We start from the raw sequence: 22,300 nt of genomic DNA, 5'->3' as shown, positions 1-22,300 counted from the left end.
GCCGGGATGCTCGCCTATGGCATGAAGCCTTCGAACACCATCTGGTCCGCGTGCTTCTCGGCACGGGCGCGATCCTCCGGATTGCGCACCGTCCACGTCATCACCGGCAGATTGCCGAGGAGCCCGCACAGGAACGGCGGCGCACATGGCAGGTCCTGCACCTTCCACGAGATGAATTGCGGCTTCGACTCGTTGAAATGCAGCAGGTTGGCCAGCCGGTGCTTCAGTGCCGCAGCGAGCAGGCTGTCGGTTTTCGACGCGTAGCTCAGCTCCGCGATGATGCCGCGGGAGATGTTGGGCGCGAGCGTCCGCAGCGCCTCGACGATATCCGGATCGAAGGATTTCAGCACGAAGGGGCCGTGATAATCGCGCATGATTTCGCACACGCGTGTGGTCAGGCGCAGATCCTTGTCGAACTTGCTCTTGATCTCGATCACCAGCGGGACCCGCTTGGCGATCTGGCTGAGAAAGCTCGGGAGAGACGGAATTCTGTCGCCCTTCGTCGATCCGGTGATGGCCATGCGGGACAGTTCCGCAAGCGAGCGATCGGCCACCAGCCCGCTCTCGGCCGTCAGGCGCTCCAGCGCGAAGTCATGGAACACTACGACTTCGCCGTCCCCGGTGAGTTGCACATCGCATTCGATGGGAAAGCCGTGGGCAATGGCGGCCTCGGCCGCCCCCAGGGTGTTTTCGATGATGCCCTGCGCCTTGTTATGAAGGCCCCGATGGGCAATCGGCTTTGCGACAAGCCAGGCCGGTGTGCTCATTGGACTTCGAACATCGCTTCGACCTCGACGCACACGTCGAGGGGCAGTTCGGCGACGCCGACGGTGGAGCGGGCATGCCGGCCCTTGTCGCCCAGCACCTCGACCATGAGATCGGACGCGCCGTTCATGACCGGGGCGAGGGCCGCAAAAGTCGGGGTTGCATTGATGAAACCGCCGAGGCGCACGCAGCGCACGACCTTGTCGAGATCGCCGATGGCCGCCTGCAGCTGCGCCAGCAGGTTGATCGCGCACAGGCGGGCCGCCGCCTGGCCGTTCTCGGGCGAAACCTCCGCACCGAGCTTGCCCTTGTGGGCATCCGCGATCTTGCCGTCGGCGCCGAGACAGAGCTGACCGGAAATGATCACGAGATTGCCGGTCCGGACGAACGGAACGTAGTTGGCAACCGGTGCCGCGGGGGTGGGGAGGACGATCCCCAGATCCTGGAGTTTCTTGTCGACAACGCTCATGTGAAGCCTCGGCCTGTCATTGATCTGGCAACCTTGTGGCGGATGAGGTGATGCGACGCAAGAGGGCGGCAAGCTGCAACATTGCGATGTCGGCCGGACGCTTCTATTCTGGATTTCAAAGAACGGAGAATCCATGCGCTCCCTTGTCATCGCCACCGGACTCACGCTCGCTTTCCTCGTGCCCGCCACCGCCCAGCCGGCCAAGTCGGTCGTCCATCTGGTGCCGCACCGGGCGGTCTACGACCTGTCGCTCCTGCGCTCGCAAGGATCGCGCGGCCTCGATAGCGCACGCGGACGCATTGCCATGGATTTCGGCGGCGATGCCTGTGACGGCTATACGCTCAACTACCGGCAGGTCACGGTGCTGAACAGCAACGAGACCGGGGCGCGCACCGTCGACACGCAGACGGCGACGTTCGAGGCCGGCGACGGCCTCTCCATGCGGTTCAAGTCGAAGTCGACCTCCGGGTCGACAGCCAGCAGCGGGGTCGATGGGGACGCGCAGCTGAAGCCCGACGGATCGCTCGATGTGCGTTTCAAGCAGCCGCGCAGCGCCGGGTTCTCGGCGGCGGGCCAGCCGATTTTTCCCACCGATCACCTCAAGCGCATCATCGAGGCGGCGCGGCAGGGCCAGTCCACCTTTGCGGTGAAGGTGTATGACGGATCGGACGACGGCAAGAAGGTCTATGACACGCTTGGGCTGATCGGCCGCAAGATCGAGCCGGGCGCGGGTGCGAATCTCGACGAAGCGAGCCGGCAGGCCGATCTCCAGAACATCGCCCGCTGGCCTGTGACGATCAGCTATTTCGCCGATGGTTCGGCTGACCGCACCCCGGCCTACACGGTGTCGTTCGAGCTTTACGAGAATGGCATCAGCCGGGCGCTGCGGCTGGATTACGGTGATTTCGTCCTGAAGGGCGACTTGCAATCCTTGCAGGTCCAGCCCGCGAGCGCCTGTCAGCGCTGAGGTTTGCGGAGCGCAAGGCCCTTTTGCAGGGCGTCGTTTCCGAATTTCGCCCGGATCCGGTCGATCGCCGATTCCATGTGGGCGTCCTTGAGGACGCTCTGATCCGCGAGATCGCCGTGGTCCGCCTCTTCTCCGTCGCACAGGTCGGCGGCGCCAACGCCAACGAGCCGGAACGGCGTGCCGTCGCAGGCGGCCTTGAGAAGCTGGCGGGCCGGGCCGAACAGGCGCACGGCGAGCTGCGTCGGCGGCAGGCCTGATCGCGTCCGGGTGAGGATGCGGAACTCCGAATCCTTCAGTTTCAGCGTGATGCTCTGCCCGGCGAGATGGGCGGCCTTGAGCCGGCGGGAGACCTTTTCGCACAGCCGCCAGAGAATCGGTTCGAGGTCGTCAAAGCGAGACAGGTCGGTGTCGAAAGTGGTCTCGGCCGAGACGCTTTTCGTCTCGCGCTCAGGCCGCACCGGGCGATCGTCCTGCCCGACAGCCAGCCGCGCCAGACGCTGCGAATCGCGCCCCAGTGCCTCGTAGAGCGCCCGCAGGGACCCCTCGCGCAGATGGCCGATGCGGGTGATGCCGGCCTTGGCAAGGCGGGCCTGAGCGGCAGCCCCGATGCCCGGGATCATCGACACCGGCTTGTCGCCGAGGAATTCCACCGCCTCCTCGCGCCCGATGATCGAAAAGCCCCGTGGCTTCTCGAAGTCCGACGCGATCTTGGCCAGAAACTTGTTGTAGGACAGGCCGACCGAGATCGTGATGCCGACCTTGTCCTCGACCCGCCGGGCAAAGCGCGCCAGCGTGACGGCCGCGCTCCCGTGGTGGAGGCGCTCGGTCCCGGACAGATCGAGAAACGCCTCGTCGATGGAGACCGGCTCCACCAGGGGCGTCAGTTCGAGCATGAGATCGCGTACCTCGCGGCCGGCGACGCGATACTTCTCCAGATCCGGCTTGACCACGACGGCGTGGGGACACGCCTCCAGCGCCTTGAACATCGGCATGGCCGAGCGCACCCCATAGGTGCGGGCCACATAGCAGGCCGTCGACACGACGCCACGCTTGCCGCCGCCGATGATGACCGGTTTGTCGGCGAGACTGGGATCGTCGCGCTTCTCGACCGCCGCGAAGAAGGCGTCGCAATCCACATGGGCGATGGTCAGGCTGTCCCGCTCCTTGTGCCGGAGCAGGCGAGGGGACCCGCAGACGCTGCAGCGCACCGCCTGCGCGCTTGCCGCGAAGGTCAGGCAATCCCGGCAGAAGGGGGCGGCGTTCACGGCGGCGTCTATTCGAACTCGGAAGGCGAGAGCGCAAGATGCGCGCCCATCAGGCGTTCAGGCCTGATGTTCATTTCGCTCGCCAGCGCGATCAGCAGGGGCTCGTCCGAGGCCACGTAATCGAGAATGGCGGCGAAGAATCGGGGCGACTCGGCCGCCGCCCTGATGCTGTGGGGCTCGAGGCCGGAGATCGCCATGAAGCGGCTCATGCGCTCGCCATCTCCCGTAATCGCCGAGAAGACCGCCACCGCAACGGTCTCCGCTTCGTCGGCGGACATTTTTTGAGGCAATGCATACGTTTTCACGGGGAGGATTCTCATTTCGTCAATAAGTTCGAAACTACGGTCATCATCGGATGAATATGTGGGCCGGTGAAGTCCGTTTTTGGCCCCTGGGATCGCGGCAATGAAGAAGACCGTGCTCATCGTTGAGGATAATGAGCTCAACATGAAGCTCTTTAACGACCTCCTCGAGGCACATGGCTATGCCACCCTCAAGACGGGGCACGGAATCGAGGCGATGGAACTCGCACGGGCCCACAAGCCCGATCTGATTCTGATGGATATCCAGCTGCCTGAGGTCTCCGGTCTCGAGGTCACGCGCTGGCTGAAGGCCGACGACGATCTGAAATCGATCCCGGTCATCGCCATCACGGCCTTCGCCATGAAGGGCGACGAGGAGCGGATTCGCGAGGGCGGCTGCGAGGCCTATCTGTCGAAGCCTATTTCGGTGGCCAAGTTCATCGCCACGGTGAAGACCTATCTCGAGGCGGATGCGCCGCCTGTCTAGCGCGCCGTTACGGCTGAACGGCGCCGGCCAAGCTTGACCGTACGGCCCCTTGCAATGTCCAATGTTTTCTTTATGTTCGCACACACATGCCCCGCTTGCCGGGGCCGTTATGCCTCACGGATGCTCAGGTCCGCCGCATCTCCTGGGAATTCGTAGGCTAGGCCTGGCTGGGGACGGATGTTGCCTCCTCAACGCCGACTCCAGCCGGCCACCTCTTTGATCCGCCGGGTGCGGATGGCCGCCCCCGAGGTGTGTGCCCTGACCGTCTCCCGAGAATCACGATCTGCCCGCAATAAAAAAGGCGCCCTGAGGCGCCTTTTTGCTGGTCGCGAGACCAAAAGGCTTACTTGATCTTGTATTCCTTGAACTCGACATGCTTGCGCGCGACGGGGTCGTACTTCTTCATCGCGAGCTTGTCGGTCATGGTGCGCGAGTTCTTCTTGGTGACGTAGAAATAACCCGTGTCGGCGGTCGAGACGAGCTTGATCTTGATGGTGGCGGCCTTGGCCATGGTCGGGACCTCTCAGTGCGGTGTCTCGGTGCGCCCAAAGCGCCGAAACGCAAAGGCCGGGCGAACCCGGCCGAAAATCATTGCGTTCCCATGCCCGATAGCGTCGGTTTCGTCAAGGGTTTTGGGCATCGGCGACGACGCTTCGTGCTTCCGGTAGGGAAGAGCGCGCGTCACAGCATTTCGCAGACCGAGCGGCCGCTGCGGTGATGATAGAACGGCACCGGCAGGTGCGGGCCGAAGCCATTGGCGAGCCTTTCCTCCAGATCGGTGAGGATGACCCGGGTGATGTGCGGCAGGTCCAGCGCCCGCGCTTGCCTGAGGGTGACCCAGGCCAGTTCCACCAGTTCCGAGTCGGGTCCGATCACGCCCTCGGTCACATGCCCGATGGCCCGCCGGTCGATGGCGAAGAACCGGGTGTCGAAGCGCTTGGTCCGCTTGGACGGGGTGATGGCCCGCGCGATCACCTGCAGGTCTTCGAGATCCGGCGTGACCTCATGTTCGGCAAAAGCCGCCCAGGAACCTGGCGGAACCCGCTCAGGCCGGCCGTAGGCGCGGCTGCCGAACAGGATGCCGGTTTCCTCGAAGGTCTCGCGGATCGCCGCCAGCGCCAACGCGCGGCCCCGCTGCGGGGACGGGCGCGGCACATGGGCGAGAAGCGCCTGCTCGGCGCGCGCATGCAGCGCTCCCACCACGGACATCCTGGCGTCGCCGGGCTCGATGCGCCCTCCCGGAAAGACGAACTTGCCGGGCATGAACTTCAGGCCCGCATGGCGCTTGCCCATCAGGAGCTTGGGAGAACGCCCCTTCCGATCGATGACGATCAGCGTCGCCGCATCGGCAGGCCGCAGGCGCGGCTTCCTGACGGTGTCCTCTGCCTCAGGCCGGGCCGTTGTCGCGGGGGAGGTCGTTGGCGCCAGACGCGTATCCATTTTCGGCCCTGCTTTTGTGTGCGAGCGCCGCGGCGCTTCCGAAACCATGCATGCCGAGGGCGTATTGCAGCCCGACGACAGCGCCTTTCACCGGCTGGAGAAGCCCGAGGCACAGGGCCAGCGTCGCCGCAGGCCACACGGCGATCTGGACGGCGAGCGGAATGTCGAATCGCGTTTCCGACATCAGAACGCAATAGCCGATCACATGGCCGACGATGAACATGACGATATAGGGCGGCATGTCGTCCGCCCGATGATGATGAAACTCCGTCCCGCAATGGGAGCAGGACTCGTTGACCTTGAGGAACTTGCCGAACAGCCGCCCCTGGCCGCAGGCGGGGCAGCGGCCGAGCATTCCGCGCTTCATGGCGGTGACGCGGCTCACCATCGGCGGCAGCGGCATGGCAAGATCTGGCATGGTCGTCATCCTCAGGCGCTGCGCTTGCGCGTGCCCTTGTTCTTGACGCGAGGCGTGATGCGTCGGTCCGGCGAGACGGTCTTCGGGCCCCGGGCGCCCTTGCCCGAGGGTGTCTTGCGGCTGAATTGCCCTTCGGACAGCAACTCGAACCGCAGGGCGCCAGCAACGGGTGCTGCTTCCACGAGCTTCACCTGCACCCGGTCGCCGAGCCGGTAGGTTTCTCCCGTACGTTCGCCGCGCATGGAATGCGTCTTGTCGTCGTAGCGGTAGTAATCGGCCCCGATGGTGGAGGCCGGCACGAAACCGTCGGCGCCGGTCTCGTCGAGCTTGATGAACAGCCCGGATTTGGTCACCCCCGAGATCTGGCCCTCGAATGTGGCGCCGATGCGGTCGGAGAGGAAATGCGCGATCAGCCTGTCGTTGGTTTCCCGCTCCGCCGCCATGGCGCGGCGCTCTGCCGCCGAGATCCGGGCGCTGATCTCGATCAGTTCCGCCCGCGTCGTATCCGGTGGCAGGCCGTCCTTGCCGAGTTTCAGGGCGCGGATAAGCGCGCGATGCACCACGAGATCCGCATAGCGGCGGATGGGGGAGGTGAAGTGCGCGTAGCGCTTCAGGTTGAGGCCGAAATGCCCGTAATTGTCCGCCGAATATTCGGCTTGCGACTGGGAGCGCAGCACCACCTCGTTGATGAAGAGCTGGTGCTCGGACCCCTCGACGCTGCGCAGGATGCGGTTGAAGAGTTCGGGCCGCACGGGGCCTTGCGTCGGCATCTTGAGGGCGATGGAGGCAAGAACCTCGCTCAGCGAGCGCATCTTCTCGAGTGAGGGCTCGTCGTGGACGCGGTAGATCAGGTCGGATTTCGCCTGCTCAAGCGTCTCGGCCGCCGAGACGTTGGCGAGGATCATGAATTCCTCGATCAGTTTGTGGGCTTCCAGCCGCTCCGGCACATGCACCCGGTCGACGGTGCCGTCGGGCTTGAGGATGATCTTGCGCTCGGGCAGGTCGAGAAAAAGCGGCTCGCGCTGGTCCCGCGCCTTTCTCACCGCATCGAAAGCAGCCCAGAGGGGCCTCAGAATGCTGTCGAGGATCGGCCCCGTCGTCTCGTCCGGCCTTCCGTCGATGGCGGCCTGCGCCTGCTGGTAGGAGAGCTTGGCGGCAGACCGCATCATGATGCGGTGGAAGGTGTGGCGGCGTTTGCGTCCGTCGGCCTCGATCACCATCCGCACCGCGAGCGCCGGCCTCGGCTGATGCGGCCGCAGCGAGCACAGGTCGTTGGAAATCCGTTCGGGCAGCATCGGCACGACCCGGTCCGGGAAATAGACCGAGTTGCCGCGCTCCTGGGCCTCGCGGTCGAGGGCGGTAGCGGGCCGGATATAGGCCGCCACATCGGCGATGGCGACCGTCACGATGAAGCCGTCCGGATTGCCCTCGTCCTCGTCGCGCACCGCATGAACCGCGTCGTCGTGGTCCTTGGCGTCAGGCGGGTCGATGGTGACGAGCGGGAGGTCGCGCCAGTCCTCGCGGCCCGCAAGGGTGGCCGGCTCCGCGCGTTCGGCCTCGGCCTGCACATCGGCCGGGAAGGCGTTGGGAATGTTATGGGTATGGATGGCGATGAGGCTGACGGCCTTCTCGGACTTCACCGAACCCAGTCGCTCATGCACCTTGGCGTGGGGAAGGCCGACGCGGGGATGCCGAACGACCGAGGTCGCCACGAGATCGCCGTCCTGCGCGCCACCTTCGTCGCCCGGCTGGATCTGGATTTCGCGCTCGCGAGACTTCTTCTCGACGGGGATCAGCCGTCCGCCGCCTTCCGGCAGAGACCGGAAGATGCCGAGCACCTGGGCCCGGTGCTTCTCCAAAATCTTGGTGACGCGGCCGGCATAACGGTGGAGATCGCCCGCTTTCAGCGGATTGACGCGGATCAGCGCGCGGTCCCCCACGCCGGGGACCGGTGATCCCGGCCGAGGCTTGTGGGGCACGCTGATGATGATGGTCGGGATCGGTCCGTGCTCGTCGGCGTCCCATTCGGTCGGTTCGGCAATCAATTCGCCGTCCCGGTCCCGCCGCTTGATGTCGGCAAGGACGACCGGCGGCAGCTGGCCGGGGCGGTGCATATGCTTGCCGCGCCGTTCCACCGCTCCCTCGATGTCGAGATCCTTGAGGATCTGCTTCAGACGGATGCGGTCGCTGCCCTTGACCTTGAAGGCCTGGGCGATTTCGCGCTTGCCGACCGGTCCCGGAGTCTCGGCGATGAACGTCAGAATCTGCTCACGGGACGGCAGACCGGTTGCTGAGGGAGGGGGGCGCTTAGCCAAGGGACAGACTCATGGGGTGCATCACGTCTTGTCGCATGGCGCGTGGCACGCGGCTACCCTGGCGCCGAAGAGAGCCTGACCCCCGAGGCGGAATCAAAAAAAGGCCCCTTGTCAGGGGCCTGGAGGGACCGGCTCGTGGGGGCAGAATGAGCCGGTGATGCCTGATCAACGGCTGATCCGATCGTTGGTTCCGTGGAAACGGAAAATTAACGAATCTTTTTTCGGCGATGCGATTCCGCCTCAAATATCGAGCTCTTCCTCGTTGGCGAAGGCCGCCCGTTCCTGGATAAACGTGAACCGCGCCTCCGGCTTGTTGCCCATCAGGCGCTCCACGGCGTCGCCGGTCTCGGGCCGCTCGTCGGCGTCGATGACCACTTTGAGAAGCAGGCGCTTCTTCGGATCCATGGTGGTTTCCTTGAGCTGCGCCGGCAGCATTTCGCCCAGGCCCTTGAACCGGCCGATCTCGACCTTGCCGCTGCCCTTGAACATCGTCTTCAAAAGCTTGTCCTTGTCGGCCTCGTCCCGGGCATAGGCGGATTTCGTCCCTTGGGTCAGCCGATAGAGGGGCGGCACCGCGAGGTACAGGTGTCCGGCATCGATGAGACGCGGTGTCTGACGGTAGAAGAACGTGATCAGAAGCGAAGCGATATGGGCGCCGTCGACGTCGGCGTCGGTCATGATGATGACCTTCTCGTAGCGCAGGTCGCCGTCGCGATAGGCCGACCCCATGCCGCAGCCCAACGCCTGGATGAGATCGGAAAGCTGCTGGTTTGCCATGAGCTTATCGCGGCCGGCTGAGGCCACGTTGAGGATCTTGCCGCGTAACGGCAGGATCGCCTGGCTCTTGCGGTCTCTCGCCTGCTTGGCCGAGCCACCCGCCGAGTCGCCCTCGACAATGAAGAGTTCGGAGCCAGCCGCACCCGCATTGGAGCAATCAGCCAGCTTGCCGGGCAGGCGCAGCTTACGGGTCGCGGTCTTGCGCGCGACCTCCTTCTCCTGGCGACGGCGGAGGCGCTCGTCGGCCCGGTCCAGCACCCATTCGAGGATCTTGTTCGCCTGGAGCGGCGAAGCGGCGAGCCAATGGTCGAAGGTGTCGCGAATCGCGCTCTCCACGATGCGGCCCGCTTCCAGGGTCGCCAGCTTGTCCTTCGTCTGGCCCTGGAATTCCGGCTCACGGATAAAGACCGACAGCATGGACGCGCAGGTCGCCATCACGTCGTCGGTGGTGGCTGGCGCCATGCGCTTCTGCTGGCCAACCCGCTCCGCGTGGTCGCGCAGGCCGCGCAGGAGGGCGATGCGCAGCCCGTTTTCATGCGTGCCGCCATCCGGCGTCGGCACGGTGTTGCAATAGGACGACGAGAACCCGTCGTCATGGACCATCCAGGCGACGGCCCATTCGAGCGAGCCGTGGCCGCCGGGCTTGGTGATCTTGCCCGAGAAGATCTGGTCAGAGACCAACTCCTTGCCCTCGATGTCGTGGGCCAGATAATCTTTCAGGCCGTTGGGGAAGCGGAAGGTCGCCTCGGCCGGCACGTCGGTGCCGGGCAGGAGCGAGGGCGCGCAGGTCCAGCGCACCTCGACGCCGCCGAACAGATAGGCCTTGGAGCGGGCCATCCGGAACAGCCGGCGCGGCTGGAAATGGGCATCCTTGCCGAAAATCTGATGGTCCGGCTTGAAGCGGACCTTCGTGCCGCGCCGGTTCAGCACCCGGCCGACCGTCTCAAGCTTGGTTTGCGGAACGCCCCGGGAAAAGACCTGGCGATAGAGCATCTGGCCGCGCGCCACCTCGACCTCGAGCACTTCCGAGAGCGCGTTGACCACCGAGACCCCCACTCCGTGGAGGCCGCCCGAGGTCTCGTAGACCTTCGAGTCGAACTTGCCCCCCGCATGGAGGGTCGTCATGATCACTTCGAGAGCCGATTTCTTGGGAAACTTGGGATGCGGGTCGACCGGGATGCCGCGGCCGTTATCCGTTACCGACAGGTAGCCGTCCTCCTCGACCGCGACCTCGATGAAGGTGGCGTGCCCCGCCACTGCCTCGTCCATGGCGTTGTCGATCACCTCGGCGAAGAGGTGGTGATAGGCCTTCTCGTCCGTCCCGCCGATATACATGCCAGGGCGGCGACGCACCGGCTCCAGACCCTCCAGGACCTCGATGTCGGAAGCGTCGTAGCCGCTCTCGTCAGGCAGGCCCCGGGCAGGAGCGCGCGCCGTGCGAGCGGAAGCCTTGGCGGCAACGGTGACCGGGCGCTTGAGGGGCCCGTCGCCCCCGAACAGGTCGTCGTTATCGGTCATGGGGACCTTGGTCCGTCGTGATTCACGTTTCGCTGATGGTGCGCTCATTCCCCCACTCATAAGGGAACAAATCAGAAACGTGAAGGGTTGCTGGATGCGCCTGAGCCATAAAAGATTATGCTCCGTGACGCCATCTCTGTCTGAAGGGGGCCCTCCAAAAGAGGAGCTAGCGCTGGGACAGCGGAACTGTTTAGCTGTAGTTCACGTTGAGGCACTAAGGTGAATCAAGCTTGACGGAGACGAGACGTGACGACGCGCACCGTGGCTGCCACTCACCATATCCACCTCGATCGCGCGGCGCGCATTGCCGGTGAGGCGTTCGCGTTCGACGAGCCCGATCTCGCGCCGTTGGCGCAACGATATGGATGGACGTCCATCCTATGGGTCGCGCTCGGTGCGATTGCCCTCGCGGGGCTCTATCTCCTCGCCTAACCTAACGGAAAGATCTGGCTTGTGGGGCTTGAGTGCGTGACTGATCGCGCGCTCCAGCGTCTTGCCGAAGACGAGCAGGGTCAAGCCCAGCACGGTCCCCGTGAAGGTCAAAAACCAAGCACCGAGAGCTGCCGTAATCCCGAAGGTGGCCGCCGCCATGACCGTGGCGGCCGTCGTCAGCCCGTGAACCTGCAGCCGTGATTCCTCCCGCAAGATGACGCCAGCGCCGAGAAAACCCAATCCGGTCAAAATCCCCTGGATCACCCGGCTGACGGCGTCCTGATCGAAACGCAGGTCGCCATAGGATGATCCGGCCAGCACAACGATGGCTGAACTGAGGGATACCAGCCCCAGAGTCCGGACGCCGATCGGCTTGCCATGGAGATCGCGGTTGATACCGATGGTCATCCCGGCGAGCATCGCGGCTCCCAGCCGAAGCAGGATTTCCAGATGCTCGTCGGTGATCACATCAGGCCATGTTATCATGGGCTTGGCCGCGTTTCTCCAGACGGATTCTAAGCACTCGCCTTCTTGGCTGCGGCTGCTTTTGCAGGAGCTGCCTTCTTGGCTGCCGTCTTCTTGGTCGCCGTCTTCTTGGCGCTCGCTTTTTTGGCGACTGTCTTCTTCGCAACCGCTTTCTTGGTCGGCGCATCCGAAGGCTCAACAGCCGCTTTCGGGGCAGCCTTCTTGCTCACCGCCGTCTTGGTCGCGGTCTTCTTGACCGCAACCTTCTTGGCAGCGGGCTTCTTGGCCGCAGCCTTCCGGCGTGCCGGCTTCTTCGATGGCCCAGCAGCGCGACGCGCCACGAGAAGGGCGATGGCCTCGTCGAGGGTGACGGCTTCGGCCGTCATGGGCTTCGGCAGGGTGGCGTTAGTTTCCCCATCCGTCACGTAGGGCCCGAAGCGGCCGGCCTTGACCACGATGGGCTTGGCCGATTCCGGATCATCGCCGAGAGGCCTCCCAGGATCGGCTGCACCGCGCCGGAACCCGCCGCCTGCTTCCTTGGCGACGATCAGATCGATCGCCCGGTTGCCGCCGATTTCCAGCACGTCGTCGTCGTTGCCGATATTGGCGTAGACCTTGCCGTGCTGAACATACGGACCGTAGCGGCCAATGCTGGCGAAGATCGGCTCGCCTGACACCGGATGCTTTGCCACCTCGCGCGGCAGGGCCAGAAGTTTGAGCGCGATTTCGAGATCGATGGAGGAGGCTGTCCGCCCTTTCGGCAGGGAGGACCGCTTCGGCTTCTCGCCCTCGCCCAGCTGGACGAAGGGACCGAACCGGCCGTCGCGCACGCTCACGGGAAGTCCGGTGACGGGATCGTCGCCCAGAATGCGGGTCCCCGGCTGGCCGCCATTCTCCGACGTACCGTCGCCTTCGCCATTGACGCCGGTCGCGGCGAGCTGGCGGGTGAACTTGCATTCCGGATAGTTCGAGCAACCGATGAACGCGCCGAACTTGCCCAGCTTCAGGGAAAGCTGACCCGTGCCGCAGGTCGGGCAGGTGCGCGGGTTCGAGCCGTCACCCTTGTCGGGAAAGATGTGCGGGCCGAGCAGGTCGTTGAGCGAATCGAGCACCTGCGTGGTGCGCAGATCCTTCGTCTCGCCGATGGCTGCCGAGAAATCGGTCCAGAAATCCCGCAGAACCTGCTTCCAGTCGATCTCGTGGTTGGAAACGCGGTCGAGCTGTTCTTCCAGATCTGCCGTGAAATCGTATTCCACATAGCGACGGAAGAAGCTTTCCAGAAAGGCAATGACGAGCCGGCCCTTGTCCTCGGGGACGAGGCGCTTCTTGTCGATGCGCACATACTCCCGGTCCCGCAGAACCTGGAGGACGGCCGCATAGGTCGAGGGCCGCCCGATGCCGAGTTCTTCCATGCGCTTGACGAGGCTCGCCTCGGAGAAGCGCGGCGGCGGCTCGGTGAAATGCTGGGTCGAGACGATCCGGCGGCGCTCCAGCCCATCGCCCTTGCTCATGGGCGGCAGCCGGCCTTCATCCTCGTCCGCCTCGTCGTCCTTGCTCTCGTTGTAGAGCGTGAGGAAGCCGTCGAACTTGATGACCTGTCCGGTGGCGCGCAGGTCGAGCCGGCGGGGGCCGACTTCGGCCAGGATATCGGCGGTGGTGCGCTCGAGCTGAGCCGATTCCATCTGGCTGGCGATGGTCCGGGTCCAGATCAGCTCGTAGAGCCTGGCCTGCTCGGGCTCGAGGAACTTGGCCACGTGCTTCGGCGGGCGGCTCATGTCGGTGGGGCGGATGGCCTCGTGGGCCTCCTGCGCGTTCTTGGCCTTGACGGTGTATTTGCGCGGAACGCCCGGCACGTAGGGGGCGCCGTATTCCTTGCCGATGACGCTGCGGATATCCTGCACGGCCTGCGGTTCGATATCCACGCCGTCGGTTCGCATATAGGTGATGAGACCGACCGTCTCGCCGCCGATCTCCACGCCCTCATAGAGCCGCTGCGCAACCCGCATGGTCTGGGCGGGCGCCAGCCCCAGCTTGCGCGAGGCCTCCTGCTGCAGGGTCGAGGTGGTGAAGGGTGGGTAGGGATGACGCTTGGCCGGCTTGGCTTCGATGTTGGACACCGAGAACGTCGCGATCTCGAGATCGCGCTTGAAGGCCTCGGCCTCTTCGCCCTTGCCGATATCGAGCCGGGTGATCTTCTTGCCGTCCGCGCCCACCAGACGGGCGTCGAAAACGCCGCCGTCCTTGGTCGCCAGGGTGGCAATGAGCGACCAGTATTCCTGTCGCTTGAAGGTTTCGATTTCCAGTTCGCGGTCGCAGACCAGCCGCAGGGCGACCGACTGGACGCGGCCGGCGGAGCGGGCGCCCGGCAATTTGCGCCACAGCACCGGCGACAGGTTGAAGCCCACCAGATAGTCGAGGGCCCGACGGGCGAGATAAGCGTCCACCAGCGCCTGATCGATCTGGCGCGGGTTGCGCAGGGCGGTCAGCACGGAATCCTTGGTGATCGCGTTGAAGGTCACCCGCTCGACCGGGATATCCTTCAGCACGCGCTTTTCGCGCAGCGCCTCGAGCACATGCCAGGAGATGGCCTCGCCCTCACGATCCGGGTCGGTCGCCAGAATGAGCTTTTCGGCGCCCTTGATGGCCCGCGCAATGTCGTTCAGCCGCTTCGCGCCGCGGTCCTCCAGGGACCAGATCATCTTGAAATCGTTTTCGGGATCGACCGAGCCGTCCTTGGCCGGCAGGTCGCGGATATGCCCGAAGGAGGCCAGGACCTCGTAATCCTTGCCAAGGTACTTGTTGATCGTCTTGGCCTTGGCTGGCGACTCGACGACGAGGATTTTCATGTGCGACTTCCTAGCGATAGCCGCGAGCGTGCGCTCGATGGTCACGGCGAAAGCGGCAGCCAGCCTTGACTACCGTGGGGGCGGATAAGTGGTTGATGATCGCCGACAAGTCAAATCGACCGCGCCGGCTGCCAAGCTATATGGCGGTGAAAATCCGCTCCAGCAAGGGTTTGGCGGAATCCCCCAGCGGGTTGCTGCCCATCATGCCGGCTGGCGTTACAAGCCGGGTTCGCGCCCAGGCCGTCGCGATCTCGGGGGGCGCGGAGGCCGCGAGGGCTCCTGCTGCCGCAAGAGCGTAGAGTCGGTCTGCGATGAACCGGGCGCGCGCCTCGGCATCGGGCGCGGCAAGAGCCTGCCGGACCGCCGCCCCTGTCTCTCGCACGCCCGGAAGGTCAACGGCCGCTGTGACAAGATCCTCGATGATTACCCCAGCGGCATCCCGGTCGCGGGCCACCATCCGCAGGATGTCAAGCGCGATGACGTTGCCAGAGCCCTCCCAGATCGCGTTGACCGGCGCTTCGCGGTAGAGCCGCGGCAGGGGGGATTCCTCCACATAACCATTGCCGCCGAGGCATTCCATGAGCTCGTAGAGCAGGTTTGGGGCCCGCTTGCAGATGCCGAACTTGGACGCCGGCGTCACAAGTCGCGCAAAGGCTGCCTCGCGGGCATCACCCTCTGCGCCGTCGAAGCTGCGGGCAAGACGGACAGCCAAAGCCGTCATCGCCTCCGATTCAAGCGCGAGATCGGCAAGGACGCTGCGCATCAGCGGCTGGTCGAGCAGTATTTTGCCGAAGACATGCCTGTGGCGGGCATGGTGATGGGCGAACACGAGCCCCTTCCGCACGAGGCCCGCTGAAGCGACCGCGCAATCGAGCCGGGTGAGATGGACCATCTTGAGGATCGTCGCGAGACCGCGCCCTTCCTCGCCGATAAGCCAGCAGAAAGCCTTGTCGAACTCGACCTCGGCGGAGGCGTTCGACCGGTTGCCGAGCTTGTCCTTCAACCGTTGCAGATAAGGGGTGTTGAGGCTGCCATCCGGTCTGAACCGGGGCAGGAGAAAACACGTCAGGCCCCCGGCTGCCTGGGCCAGCACCAGAAACGCGTCGCACATGGGGGCGGACAAAAACCACTTGTGCCCCGTCAGGGCATATTCGTCGCCGCTGGTCTTGACCGCCCGTGTCGTGTTGGCGCGCACATCCGTGCCGCCCTGCTTTTCCGTCATGCCCATCCCGAGCGTGACTGCGCTTTTGTCCCAGAATGGGATGAAGCGGGAATCGTAAGCGCGGCCGCGAATGCGCGGCAGCCATTCGGCGAGGTGCGCGGGACCGGCGCTCAGCGCCGCGACGGAGGCATGGGTCATGGTCAGGGGACAGACATGGCCAGCCTCGACGCCGGAGATCATGAAGAGACGCGCGGCCCGCTCCACATGGCGGGCGCCTGCGCCGGCCGGCTCCCATGTCGAGGCGTGCAGGCCGTCGGCCATGCTGGCGCTCATGAGCGCATGATAGGCCGGATGAAACGTCACCTCGTCGCGCCGGCGACCCGCGGCGTCGTGGGTCTGCAAGACGGGCGGATTCTCGTTTGCGAGGCGCCCGAGGTCGAAACGCCCGGCCGTGCCCCAACGCTCGCCAAACTCCTGCAAACTGCCCGGATCGCCGCCATTCGCCATGAGCGCATCACAGAGCGGCCGGTCGGTCGCCATCAGATTGTGGTCGGGCAGGGGCGGGGTCTGGTTGAAAACCTCATGGGTCGTCATGGCGGGCCACCGACGCGTGGTTCTGCGCACCGCACCCTACCGGTCGTGGCGCGCCCGGTAAATCCGCGCGGCGCCCTTCTCCCGGCTTGCCGCACCATCGGCAATTGCCTATAGCCAATCGCTTAAGATGAGCGACACACCCCGATCCGTTTTCCCCCACCGCCACCTGCTCGGAATCGCGGGGCTGTCCGCCCCCGATCTGACCGCGTTGCTCGATCTCGCCGAGGCGCAGGTCGAAGTCAGCCGGCAGGTGGAAAAGAAGAAGTCGACCCTTCGCGGCCGCACGCAGATCAATCTTTTCTTCGAGCCCTCGACCCGCACGCAATCCTCCTTCGAGATCGCCGGCAAGCGTCTGGGGGCGGACGTCATGAACATGTCGGTGGCGTCGTCCTCAGTGAAGAAGGGCGAGACGCTGATCGACACGGCAGCCACCCTCAACGCCATGCGGCCCGATCTCATCATCGTGCGCCATCACGCGGCGGGCGCGGTCCATCTTCTTGCCCAGAAGGTCGATTGCTCGGTGGTGAATGCCGGCGACGGCGCGCACGAACATCCGACACAGGCGCTCCTCGACGCCCTCACGATCCGCCGCAACAAGGGTGGCATCGCGGGCCTGACGGTGGCGATCTGCGGCGACATCGTCCATTCTCGAGTCGCCCGCTCCAACATGCTGCTGCTGGCGACACTCGGCGCAAGGGTCCGGCTCGTTGCGCCCTCGACGCTGCTGCCGCCGGGGATCGAAGCCCTCGGGTTCGAGACCTTCACCGATATGCGCCGCGGCCTTGAAGGGGCGGATATCGTCATGATGCTGCGCTTGCAGCGGGAGCGGATGAATGGCTCGTTTGTCCCGTCGACAAAAGAGTATTTCCGCTTCTACGGACTCGATCAGGAAAAGCTCGGCTATGCGAAGCCCGATGCGTTCGTCATGCATCCGGGCCCGATGAATCGCGGCGTCGAAATTTCCTCCGAGGTGGCGGACGGCGCGCAATCGCTCATCCGCGAACAGGTCGAGATGGGCGTGGCGGTCCGCATGGCGGTGCTGGAGGCTCTCGCGAGCCACCTGCCGAACCGATAACGCGACCGCCTTCCACACATTGGATCGGGAATGACAGAATTCGCCATGACGCCAGATCGCCCCATCCTGCTCACCAACGCCCGCCTCATCGACCCCGCCACGGGACGTGAGGAACGCGGCAGCCTTCTCGTGCGCGACGGATTAATCGCGGATCTCGGGAACGCTGTGGCAGCCCCGGACGACGCGCAGGCGGTCAATTGCGGTGGCCAGGTGCTGGCCCCGGGCCTCATCGACATGCGGGCCTTCCTCGGGGAACCCGGGGCGGCCCATCGCGAAACCCTGAAGAGCGCAGGTGAGGCGGCCGCCGCAGGAGGCGTGACGACCATCGTGTCGATGCCCGACACCAACCCAGTGGTGGACGATCCGGCCATCGTCGATTTTCTCTATCGCCGGGCGCGCGACACCTCCATCGTCAACGTGCTGCCGGCCGCCGCCCTGACGAAGGGGCTGCTGGGGGTCGAGATGGCCGAGATCGGGCTCTTGCGCGAGGCGGGGGCGGTCGCCTTCACGGATGGGGCGCGCTCGGTCACCAACGCGCAGGTGATGCGCCGGGCGCTCACTTACGCCCGCGATTTCGATGCGCTGATCGTCCACCACGTCGAGGACCCGGATCTGGTCGGCCAAGGCGTCATGAATGAGGGCGAGTTCGCCGCGCGCCTCGGCCTGCCGGGCATTCCCCGCGAGGCCGAGACGGTGATGCTGGAACGCGACATGCGCCTCGTCCGACTCACCGGCGGCCGCTACCACGCGGCGATGATCTCCTGTGCCGATTCGGCCGATATCATCCGGGCGGCGAAAAAGCAGGGGCTGCGGGTCACCTGCGGGGTGTCCATCAACAATCTGGCCCTCAACGAGAACGACATCGGCGACTACCGGACGTTTTTCAAACTGTCGCCGCCGCTGCGCCATGAGGATGACCGGCAGGCGATGATCGCGGCTCTGGCCGACGGCACCATCGACGTGATCGTCTCCGACCACAATCCACAGGATGTGGAGACCAAGCGGTTGCCGTTCGCCGAAGCCGAGGACGGGGCCGTCGGCCTCGAGACGCTGCTCTCGGCCGGCCTGCGGCTCGTTCATGCAGACCTCATCCCGCTGCCGCGCCTGTTGCAGGCGCTCTCCAGCCAGCCGGCCGAGATCCTCGGATTGGCGGCGGGTCGGCTTGCGCGAGGCGCGCCCGCCGACCTCATCGTGTTCGACCCCGACGCCCCTTACGTTCTCGACAAGCGCGATCTGCGCTCCCTGTCCAAAAACACGCCGTTCGAGGAAGCCCGTCTGGAAGGACAGGTGACGCTGACCCTGGTTGCGGGCAGGATCGTGTTCGACCGCCGGCCCACCTGAAAGGGAACGAATGTCCGACGACATCCACCTGTTGTACCTGCTGGCGGCCCTCGTCCTCGGCTATCTGCTCGGCTCGATTCCCTTCGGCGTGATCTTCACCCGCATGGCGGGGCTGGGGGATATCCGGAAAGTCGGCTCCGGGAATATTGGCGCGACCAATGTTCTGCGCACGGGCCGGAGGGGGCTCGCTGCCGCCACGCTGATCGGCGACGCCCTCAAGGGCACGGCCGCCGTGGTGATTGCCCGCTACTGGGCGGATGACCTCGGTGCCGTTGCGGCGCTTGGGGCCTTTCTCGGTCATCTCTTTCCGGTCTGGCTCGGCTTCAAGGGCGGTAAGGGCGTGGCGACCTTCCTGGGAGTCCTGCTCGGTCTGCAACCCCTGGCGGCGCTCGCCTTCGCGGTGATCTGGATGGGCCTTGCCTTGACCACCCGCTATTCCTCCCTGTCAGCGCTGATCGCCAGCGCCGCTTCGCCCGTCGTGTTGTGGCTGCTTGGCGAGCCGCAGATGGCCGGCGTGGCGTTCGTTCTGGCGGCGCTTCTGTGGTGGAAGCACAGCGACAACATCGCCCGGTTGCTCGATGGCACCGAGGGGCGGATCGGACAAAAGGGATGACCGGCGTTTCGCTCACGGATGAGCAGCGCATCGACTGGCTGCGGCTGATCCGCTCGGAGCGTGTCGGCCCGCGCACGTTCCGGTCCCTCATCAACCAGTATGGCGGCGCGTCGGCCGCCCTTGCGGCGCTGCCGGAGATTGCCAGGCGCAGTGGACGTCCGGCCCTTAAAATCACAAGCCGTGCGGACGCCGAGCGGGAGATCGCCGCCGCTTCACGGATCGGCACCTGCTTCATCGCCATGGGCGAACCGGATTATCCCAAGGCCTTGCAGGCTGCCGACACGGCGCCACCGATGATCGCGGTAAGGGGGTCGCGCGACATCCTCAACCGTCCAGCGGTGGCGATGGTCGGCTCGCGGAATGCCTCGGCGGCGGGTCTGGCCTTTGCCGAGCGCCTGTCGCGCCAATTGGGCGAGGCGGGCTATGTGGTCGTGTCCGGATTGGCGCGCGGAATCGATACCCGGGCTCACAAGGCCACGCTGGCGTCGGGCACCATCGCGGTGCTGGCGGGTGGGCAGGACCGAATCTATCCGCCCGAGAACGAGGCGCTGCTGCTCGCGATTGTCGAGAACGGCGGTGCCGTGGTGTCCGAGATGCCCATGGGCTGGGAGCCGCGCGGGCGGGATTTTCCGCGCCGCAACCGGATCGTGTCTGGCCTGTCCTACGGGGTCGTCGTGGTCGAGGCGGCCCGACGGTCTGGCTCCCTGATCACCGCCCGCTTTGCCCTCGAGCAGGGGCGGGAGGTGTTCGCCGTGCCGGGCTCTCCGCTGGATCCGCGGGCGGAGGGCACCAACGACCTCATTCGCGACGGCGCCACCCTCTGCGCGAGCATCGACCACGTCATCCACGTGCTGGCCCCGCTGGTGGCAGCGGGACCGCGGGCCGACGACACCATGGGCGAGCCGCTCCATCTGCTGGGCACCGAGGAGTTGTGGGACGAACTCGACCTGCCCGATGTGCCGCGCCCGCCCGTCGGGGTCGTGCTGCCGGCGGAAGGCTCCTTCCATGAGGACGCACCTGCCGACAGGATCGAGGTCGATCTCGTGGCCTTTCTCGGCCCGTCGCCGGTCCCGGTGGACGACCTCGTGCGGCAATCCGGGATCGCGATCCGCGACGTTCACATGGCGCTGCTGGAACTCGAGATGGCCGGCAGGCTCGAACGCCATGGCGGAAACGCGGTCTCGCTGATCACCAAGACGTAAGTCGTCACCTGTCCGTGGGGTTGGACTGAACAACACGGATCGCCTCGAGGCGCGCCATATCGAGGAGATAGGCCAGGAGATCGAGCCGAGACTGGCGCGCCATGCCGGAAAGCTCCAACGTGAAATCGGCCACGAAGCGAGCGGTTTCCATGGGCCCCGTGGGCCCGCGCACAGCCGACCCCTCGTTGGCCTCGACGGCTTGCGGATCGTGACTGGCCCGCTGGGATGGTGCTGTGGGAATTTTGGCCATGATCTGTGGTGTCTGACGATAACGTTGCAATCCGTCACGTTATCAACACAACCGAAAATAAAACAACAACAAATAAATTACTTTAGGTTGTGGTTCTCAGGCGAGCAGCAGGATCAGCAGGGGCATTGTCGCCATGGCGATCAGGGTCTGCAGCGTCAGGATCTCGGCCATCAACGGGGCGTTGCCCCCCATCTGACGCGCCAGCACGTACGCGGCGCTGGCTGAGGGCACAGACGCGGCGATGATGGCGACGATCAGGTCGTTGCCGGCCACGCCCCAGAATCGCGCAAGGCTGACGACGATCACCGGGAGCACGAGAAGCTTCAGAAACCCCGAGACGAGATGCGGCACGCCCGGACGTGCGAGCCTGCGGATATCGAGCCCGGCCCCGACGACGAGCAGCCCGGCCGCAAGTGCGGCCCGCCCCATGATGTCGATATAGATCACCAGCGGTTTCGGCAGGGGAGGCGCCAGCAGATTGAGCCCGATTCCTAGGGCGCAGGACCAGATGAAGGGATTGGTGGCAAACGACCGGAAAAGGTCGAGCGGGCTTCGTCGCGGTTGGCCGGCGTAGCGGATGAACACGGTGAACGCGAGCAGATTGAGCAGTGGCACCATGGCGGCGATCGCGACCGCGATCAGCGCGACGCCGCGCGGGCCGAACAGCGAGCCCGCGACTGACAGGCCGATGAAGGTATTCCACCGGGTCGCGCCCTGAAACACCGACGTGAAGCTCGGCCCATCGACGCCGAACCGCTCAAGCGTCGTGCGCAAGGCGAGCGTGATCGCGGCGATCAGCAGGATCCCGCTCACCAACGCGCCGCCGACGCCGGCCACCGGCACCGATCCGAGATCGGCCCGCGACAGGGTGTCGACGATCAGGGCCGGAAAGAAGATGACATAGGTGGCCCGTTCCAGCCCCACCCAATGGCGGTCGTCGAGAAATCCGGTCACGCGACACAGCCAACCCGTCGCGATGATCAGGAAGGTCGGGATGAGGCTCGCGAAAACCGCTGTCATGAAGGGGCGCCCGCCTGGGGAAACCGCGGTGGCTCAGTTGCGGTTTTGGGATGTGTCCGAGGCGCTTAGCCGCTATTGAATGGCTCTACAAGCGATGTGCGGGACCATCCCGTCGTTTCGGGCCGGGGCGCGATGATCAAGGTGACCAACACTCTGTCGATCCACGAGGATGAGCTCGAGGAGAGCTTCATCCGGGCATCGGGTCCCGGCGGGCAGAATGTCCACAAGGTGTCGACGGCCGTGCAATTGCGGTTCAACGCCCGCATGTCGCCCAACCTTCCCGACGACGTGCGCGAGCGCCTCGAACGCTTGGCCGGGCAGCGGCTCACCAATGACGGCGTCATCATCATCACCGCGCAACGCTTCCGGACGCAGGAGCGCAACCGCGAGGACGCGCAGGCGCGTCTGGTAGATCTGATCCGGCAGGCGACAGAGCGCCCGAAGCCACGACGTCCGACCCGCCCGACCTTCGCGTCGAAACAGCGTCGGCTGGAGGCCAAAGGCCGGCGCGGCGATATCAAGAAGGGGCGGGGCTCGCAGGGCGGGCACGACTGAGAAGGCCGCAGCAAGAAACGGA

22 protein-coding genes are annotated in these 22,300 nt (G+C 65.3%); 8 read left to right on the top strand and 14 right to left on the bottom strand.

What is annotated here, in order from left to right:
• Window positions 1-14: 14 nt before the first annotated feature.
• Together J4G32_RS01330 and J4G32_RS01325 are read right to left on the bottom strand one after the other, a co-directional pair.
• The gene (locus tag J4G32_RS01330) at window positions 15-767 is read right to left on the bottom strand and encodes a glycerophosphodiester phosphodiesterase family protein (RefSeq protein ID WP_210483290.1); all 753 of its coding nucleotides are present in this window, start codon (window positions 765-767) and stop codon (window positions 15-17) included.
• A complete protein-coding gene (locus J4G32_RS01325) occupies window positions 764-1,234 on the bottom strand; it encodes a RidA family protein (RefSeq protein WP_210483281.1) in 471 nt (156 codons plus the stop codon). The genes J4G32_RS01330 and J4G32_RS01325 overlap by 4 nt, the downstream gene beginning before the upstream one ends.
• Before the next feature lie 133 nt (window positions 1,235-1,367).
• Here J4G32_RS01325 and J4G32_RS01320 point away from each other — a divergent pair, with 133 nt between their 5' ends.
• Window positions 1,368-2,201: a cell envelope integrity EipB family protein gene (locus J4G32_RS01320; RefSeq protein WP_210483279.1), complete on the top strand. Its 834-nt coding sequence runs from the start codon at window positions 1,368-1,370 to the stop codon at window positions 2,199-2,201.
• On the opposite strand, the gene J4G32_RS01315 is transcribed toward J4G32_RS01320, so the two are convergent.
• Entirely contained in the window at window positions 2,192-3,466 is a 1,275-nt protein-coding gene (locus tag J4G32_RS01315; protein ID WP_210483277.1) for a DNA polymerase IV, read from the bottom strand. The genes J4G32_RS01320 and J4G32_RS01315 overlap by 10 nt on opposite strands.
• Before the next feature lie 8 nt (window positions 3,467-3,474).
• Window positions 3,475-3,744 carry a DUF3572 domain-containing protein gene (locus J4G32_RS01310; protein ID WP_210483275.1) on the bottom strand — a complete coding sequence of 90 codons (270 nt, stop codon included), beginning with the start codon at window positions 3,742-3,744 and terminating at the stop codon, window positions 3,475-3,477.
• A 127-nt stretch (window positions 3,745-3,871) separates the two neighbouring features.
• Between J4G32_RS01310 and J4G32_RS01305 the strand changes: the two genes are divergently transcribed.
• On the top strand, window positions 3,872-4,255 hold the full coding sequence (locus J4G32_RS01305; protein WP_210483273.1) for a response regulator: 384 nt from the start codon (window positions 3,872-3,874) through the stop codon (window positions 4,253-4,255).
• Between the two features lie 343 nt (window positions 4,256-4,598).
• Here the strand turns inward: J4G32_RS01305 and rpmG are convergent, their stop codons facing one another.
• The 5 genes from rpmG to parE all read right to left on the bottom strand — a co-directional run bounded on the left by rpmG (window position 4,599) and on the right by parE (window position 10,723).
• Entirely contained in the window at window positions 4,599-4,766 is a 168-nt protein-coding gene (rpmG, locus tag J4G32_RS01300; RefSeq protein ID WP_210483271.1) for a 50S ribosomal protein L33, read from the bottom strand.
• 170 nt (window positions 4,767-4,936) lie between these two features.
• A complete protein-coding gene (locus tag J4G32_RS01295) occupies window positions 4,937-5,695 on the bottom strand; it encodes an NUDIX hydrolase (protein WP_210483269.1) in 759 nt (252 codons plus the stop codon).
• Window positions 5,643-6,113 carry a DUF983 domain-containing protein gene (locus tag J4G32_RS01290; RefSeq protein ID WP_246504720.1) on the bottom strand — a complete coding sequence of 157 codons (471 nt, stop codon included), beginning with the start codon at window positions 6,111-6,113 and terminating at the stop codon, window positions 5,643-5,645. Before J4G32_RS01290 ends, J4G32_RS01295 begins: the two co-directional genes overlap by 53 nt.
• 11 nt (window positions 6,114-6,124) lie before the next feature.
• Window positions 6,125-8,428 (bottom strand): ribonuclease R, encoded by a 2,304-nt coding sequence (rnr, locus tag J4G32_RS01285; RefSeq protein WP_210483267.1) that lies wholly within the window; start codon window positions 8,426-8,428, stop codon window positions 6,125-6,127.
• A gap of 240 nt (window positions 8,429-8,668) precedes the next feature.
• Entirely contained in the window at window positions 8,669-10,723 is a 2,055-nt protein-coding gene (gene parE / locus J4G32_RS01280; RefSeq protein ID WP_210483265.1) for a DNA topoisomerase IV subunit B, read from the bottom strand.
• A gap of 246 nt (window positions 10,724-10,969) precedes the next feature.
• On the opposite strand from parE, the gene J4G32_RS01275 reads away from it, so the two are divergent.
• Window positions 10,970-11,155 (top strand): hypothetical protein, encoded by a 186-nt coding sequence (locus tag J4G32_RS01275; RefSeq protein ID WP_210483257.1) that lies wholly within the window; start codon window positions 10,970-10,972, stop codon window positions 11,153-11,155.
• On the opposite strand, the gene J4G32_RS01270 is transcribed toward J4G32_RS01275, so the two are convergent.
• The 3 genes from J4G32_RS01270 to J4G32_RS01260 all read right to left on the bottom strand — a co-directional run bounded on the left by J4G32_RS01270 (window position 11,102) and on the right by J4G32_RS01260 (window position 16,222).
• Window positions 11,102-11,641 carry an MgtC/SapB family protein gene (locus J4G32_RS01270; protein ID WP_210483254.1) on the bottom strand — a complete coding sequence of 180 codons (540 nt, stop codon included), beginning with the start codon at window positions 11,639-11,641 and terminating at the stop codon, window positions 11,102-11,104. The genes J4G32_RS01275 and J4G32_RS01270 overlap by 54 nt on opposite strands.
• 29 nt (window positions 11,642-11,670) lie before the next feature.
• Window positions 11,671-14,466: a type I DNA topoisomerase gene (topA, locus tag J4G32_RS01265; protein ID WP_210483252.1), complete on the bottom strand. Its 2,796-nt coding sequence runs from the start codon at window positions 14,464-14,466 to the stop codon at window positions 11,671-11,673.
• Between the two features lie 136 nt (window positions 14,467-14,602).
• Complete coding sequence (locus tag J4G32_RS01260; protein WP_210483250.1) at window positions 14,603-16,222, bottom strand: isovaleryl-CoA dehydrogenase; 1,620 nt, start codon at window positions 16,220-16,222, stop codon at window positions 14,603-14,605.
• Between the two features lie 127 nt (window positions 16,223-16,349).
• Here J4G32_RS01260 and J4G32_RS01255 point away from each other — a divergent pair, with 127 nt between their 5' ends.
• From J4G32_RS01255 to dprA, 4 genes are read left to right on the top strand one after another with little or no spacing between them, the layout of a single operon-like run.
• A complete protein-coding gene (locus J4G32_RS01255; RefSeq protein ID WP_210483248.1) occupies window positions 16,350-17,297 on the top strand; it encodes an aspartate carbamoyltransferase catalytic subunit in 948 nt (315 codons plus the stop codon).
• Window positions 17,298-17,327: 30 nt separating this feature from the next.
• Window positions 17,328-18,638, top strand: a complete 1,311-nt coding sequence (locus J4G32_RS01250) for a dihydroorotase (RefSeq protein ID WP_246504719.1) — start codon at window positions 17,328-17,330, stop codon at window positions 18,636-18,638.
• Between the two features lie 10 nt (window positions 18,639-18,648).
• Window positions 18,649-19,251, top strand: a complete 603-nt coding sequence (plsY, locus tag J4G32_RS01245) for a glycerol-3-phosphate 1-O-acyltransferase PlsY (protein WP_210483246.1) — start codon at window positions 18,649-18,651, stop codon at window positions 19,249-19,251.
• Window positions 19,248-20,453 carry a DNA-processing protein DprA gene (gene dprA / locus J4G32_RS01240; protein ID WP_210483244.1) on the top strand — a complete coding sequence of 402 codons (1,206 nt, stop codon included), beginning with the start codon at window positions 19,248-19,250 and terminating at the stop codon, window positions 20,451-20,453. The genes plsY and dprA overlap by 4 nt, the downstream gene beginning before the upstream one ends.
• A 4-nt stretch (window positions 20,454-20,457) precedes the next feature.
• Here the strand turns inward: dprA and J4G32_RS01235 are convergent, their stop codons facing one another.
• Together J4G32_RS01235 and J4G32_RS01230 are read right to left on the bottom strand one after the other, a co-directional pair.
• Window positions 20,458-20,703: a hypothetical protein gene (locus tag J4G32_RS01235; RefSeq protein ID WP_210485551.1), complete on the bottom strand. Its 246-nt coding sequence runs from the start codon at window positions 20,701-20,703 to the stop codon at window positions 20,458-20,460.
• A 96-nt stretch (window positions 20,704-20,799) separates the two neighbouring features.
• The gene (locus J4G32_RS01230) at window positions 20,800-21,723 is read right to left on the bottom strand and encodes an AEC family transporter (RefSeq protein ID WP_210483242.1); all 924 of its coding nucleotides are present in this window, start codon (window positions 21,721-21,723) and stop codon (window positions 20,800-20,802) included.
• A gap of 132 nt (window positions 21,724-21,855) precedes the next feature.
• On the opposite strand from J4G32_RS01230, the gene arfB reads away from it, so the two are divergent.
• Window positions 21,856-22,278 (top strand): alternative ribosome rescue aminoacyl-tRNA hydrolase ArfB, encoded by a 423-nt coding sequence (gene arfB, locus J4G32_RS01225; protein ID WP_210483240.1) that lies wholly within the window; start codon window positions 21,856-21,858, stop codon window positions 22,276-22,278.
• The last annotated feature ends 22 nt before the right edge of the window (window positions 22,279-22,300 follow it).

Source organism: Microvirga antarctica, assembly GCF_017921815.1.
Taxonomy (GTDB): Bacteria; Pseudomonadota; Alphaproteobacteria; order Rhizobiales; family Beijerinckiaceae; genus Microvirga; species Microvirga antarctica.
The sequence above is the reverse complement of the archived record's forward strand: the minus strand, read 5'-3'. Positions and strand labels throughout refer to the sequence as shown.

Excerpts from the sequence above, each read along its gene's own strand:
- J4G32_RS01330 (WP_210483290.1), bottom strand. The coding sequence starts at position 767 with ATGAGCACACCGGCCTGGCTTGTCGCAAAGCCGATTGCCCATCGGGGC.
- J4G32_RS01325 (WP_210483281.1), bottom strand. The coding sequence starts at position 1,234 with ATGAGCGTTGTCGACAAGAAACTCCAGGATCTGGGGATCGTCCTCCCC.
- J4G32_RS01320 (WP_210483279.1), top strand. The coding sequence starts at position 1,368 with ATGCGCTCCCTTGTCATCGCCACCGGACTCACGCTCGCTTTCCTCGTG.
- J4G32_RS01310 (WP_210483275.1), bottom strand. The coding sequence starts at position 3,744 with ATGTCCGCCGACGAAGCGGAGACCGTTGCGGTGGCGGTCTTCTCGGCG.
- J4G32_RS01305 (WP_210483273.1), top strand. The coding sequence starts at position 3,872 with ATGAAGAAGACCGTGCTCATCGTTGAGGATAATGAGCTCAACATGAAG.
- rpmG (WP_210483271.1), bottom strand. The coding sequence starts at position 4,766 with ATGGCCAAGGCCGCCACCATCAAGATCAAGCTCGTCTCGACCGCCGAC.
- J4G32_RS01295 (WP_210483269.1), bottom strand. The coding sequence starts at position 5,695 with ATGGATACGCGTCTGGCGCCAACGACCTCCCCCGCGACAACGGCCCGG.
- J4G32_RS01290 (WP_246504720.1), bottom strand. The coding sequence starts at position 6,113 with ATGCCAGATCTTGCCATGCCGCTGCCGCCGATGGTGAGCCGCGTCACC.
- parE (WP_210483265.1), bottom strand. The coding sequence starts at position 10,723 with ATGACCGATAACGACGACCTGTTCGGGGGCGACGGGCCCCTCAAGCGC.
- J4G32_RS01270 (WP_210483254.1), bottom strand. The coding sequence starts at position 11,641 with ATGATAACATGGCCTGATGTGATCACCGACGAGCATCTGGAAATCCTG.
- topA (WP_210483252.1), bottom strand. The coding sequence starts at position 14,466 with ATGAAAATCCTCGTCGTCGAGTCGCCAGCCAAGGCCAAGACGATCAAC.
- J4G32_RS01260 (WP_210483250.1), bottom strand. The coding sequence starts at position 16,222 with ATGACGACCCATGAGGTTTTCAACCAGACCCCGCCCCTGCCCGACCAC.
- J4G32_RS01255 (WP_210483248.1), top strand. The coding sequence starts at position 16,350 with ATGAGCGACACACCCCGATCCGTTTTCCCCCACCGCCACCTGCTCGGA.
- J4G32_RS01250 (WP_246504719.1), top strand. The coding sequence starts at position 17,328 with ATGACAGAATTCGCCATGACGCCAGATCGCCCCATCCTGCTCACCAAC.
- plsY (WP_210483246.1), top strand. The coding sequence starts at position 18,649 with ATGTCCGACGACATCCACCTGTTGTACCTGCTGGCGGCCCTCGTCCTC.
- dprA (WP_210483244.1), top strand. The coding sequence starts at position 19,248 with ATGACCGGCGTTTCGCTCACGGATGAGCAGCGCATCGACTGGCTGCGG.
- J4G32_RS01235 (WP_210485551.1), bottom strand. The coding sequence starts at position 20,703 with ATGGCCAAAATTCCCACAGCACCATCCCAGCGGGCCAGTCACGATCCG.
- J4G32_RS01230 (WP_210483242.1), bottom strand. The coding sequence starts at position 21,723 with ATGACAGCGGTTTTCGCGAGCCTCATCCCGACCTTCCTGATCATCGCG.
- arfB (WP_210483240.1), top strand. The coding sequence starts at position 21,856 with ATGATCAAGGTGACCAACACTCTGTCGATCCACGAGGATGAGCTCGAG.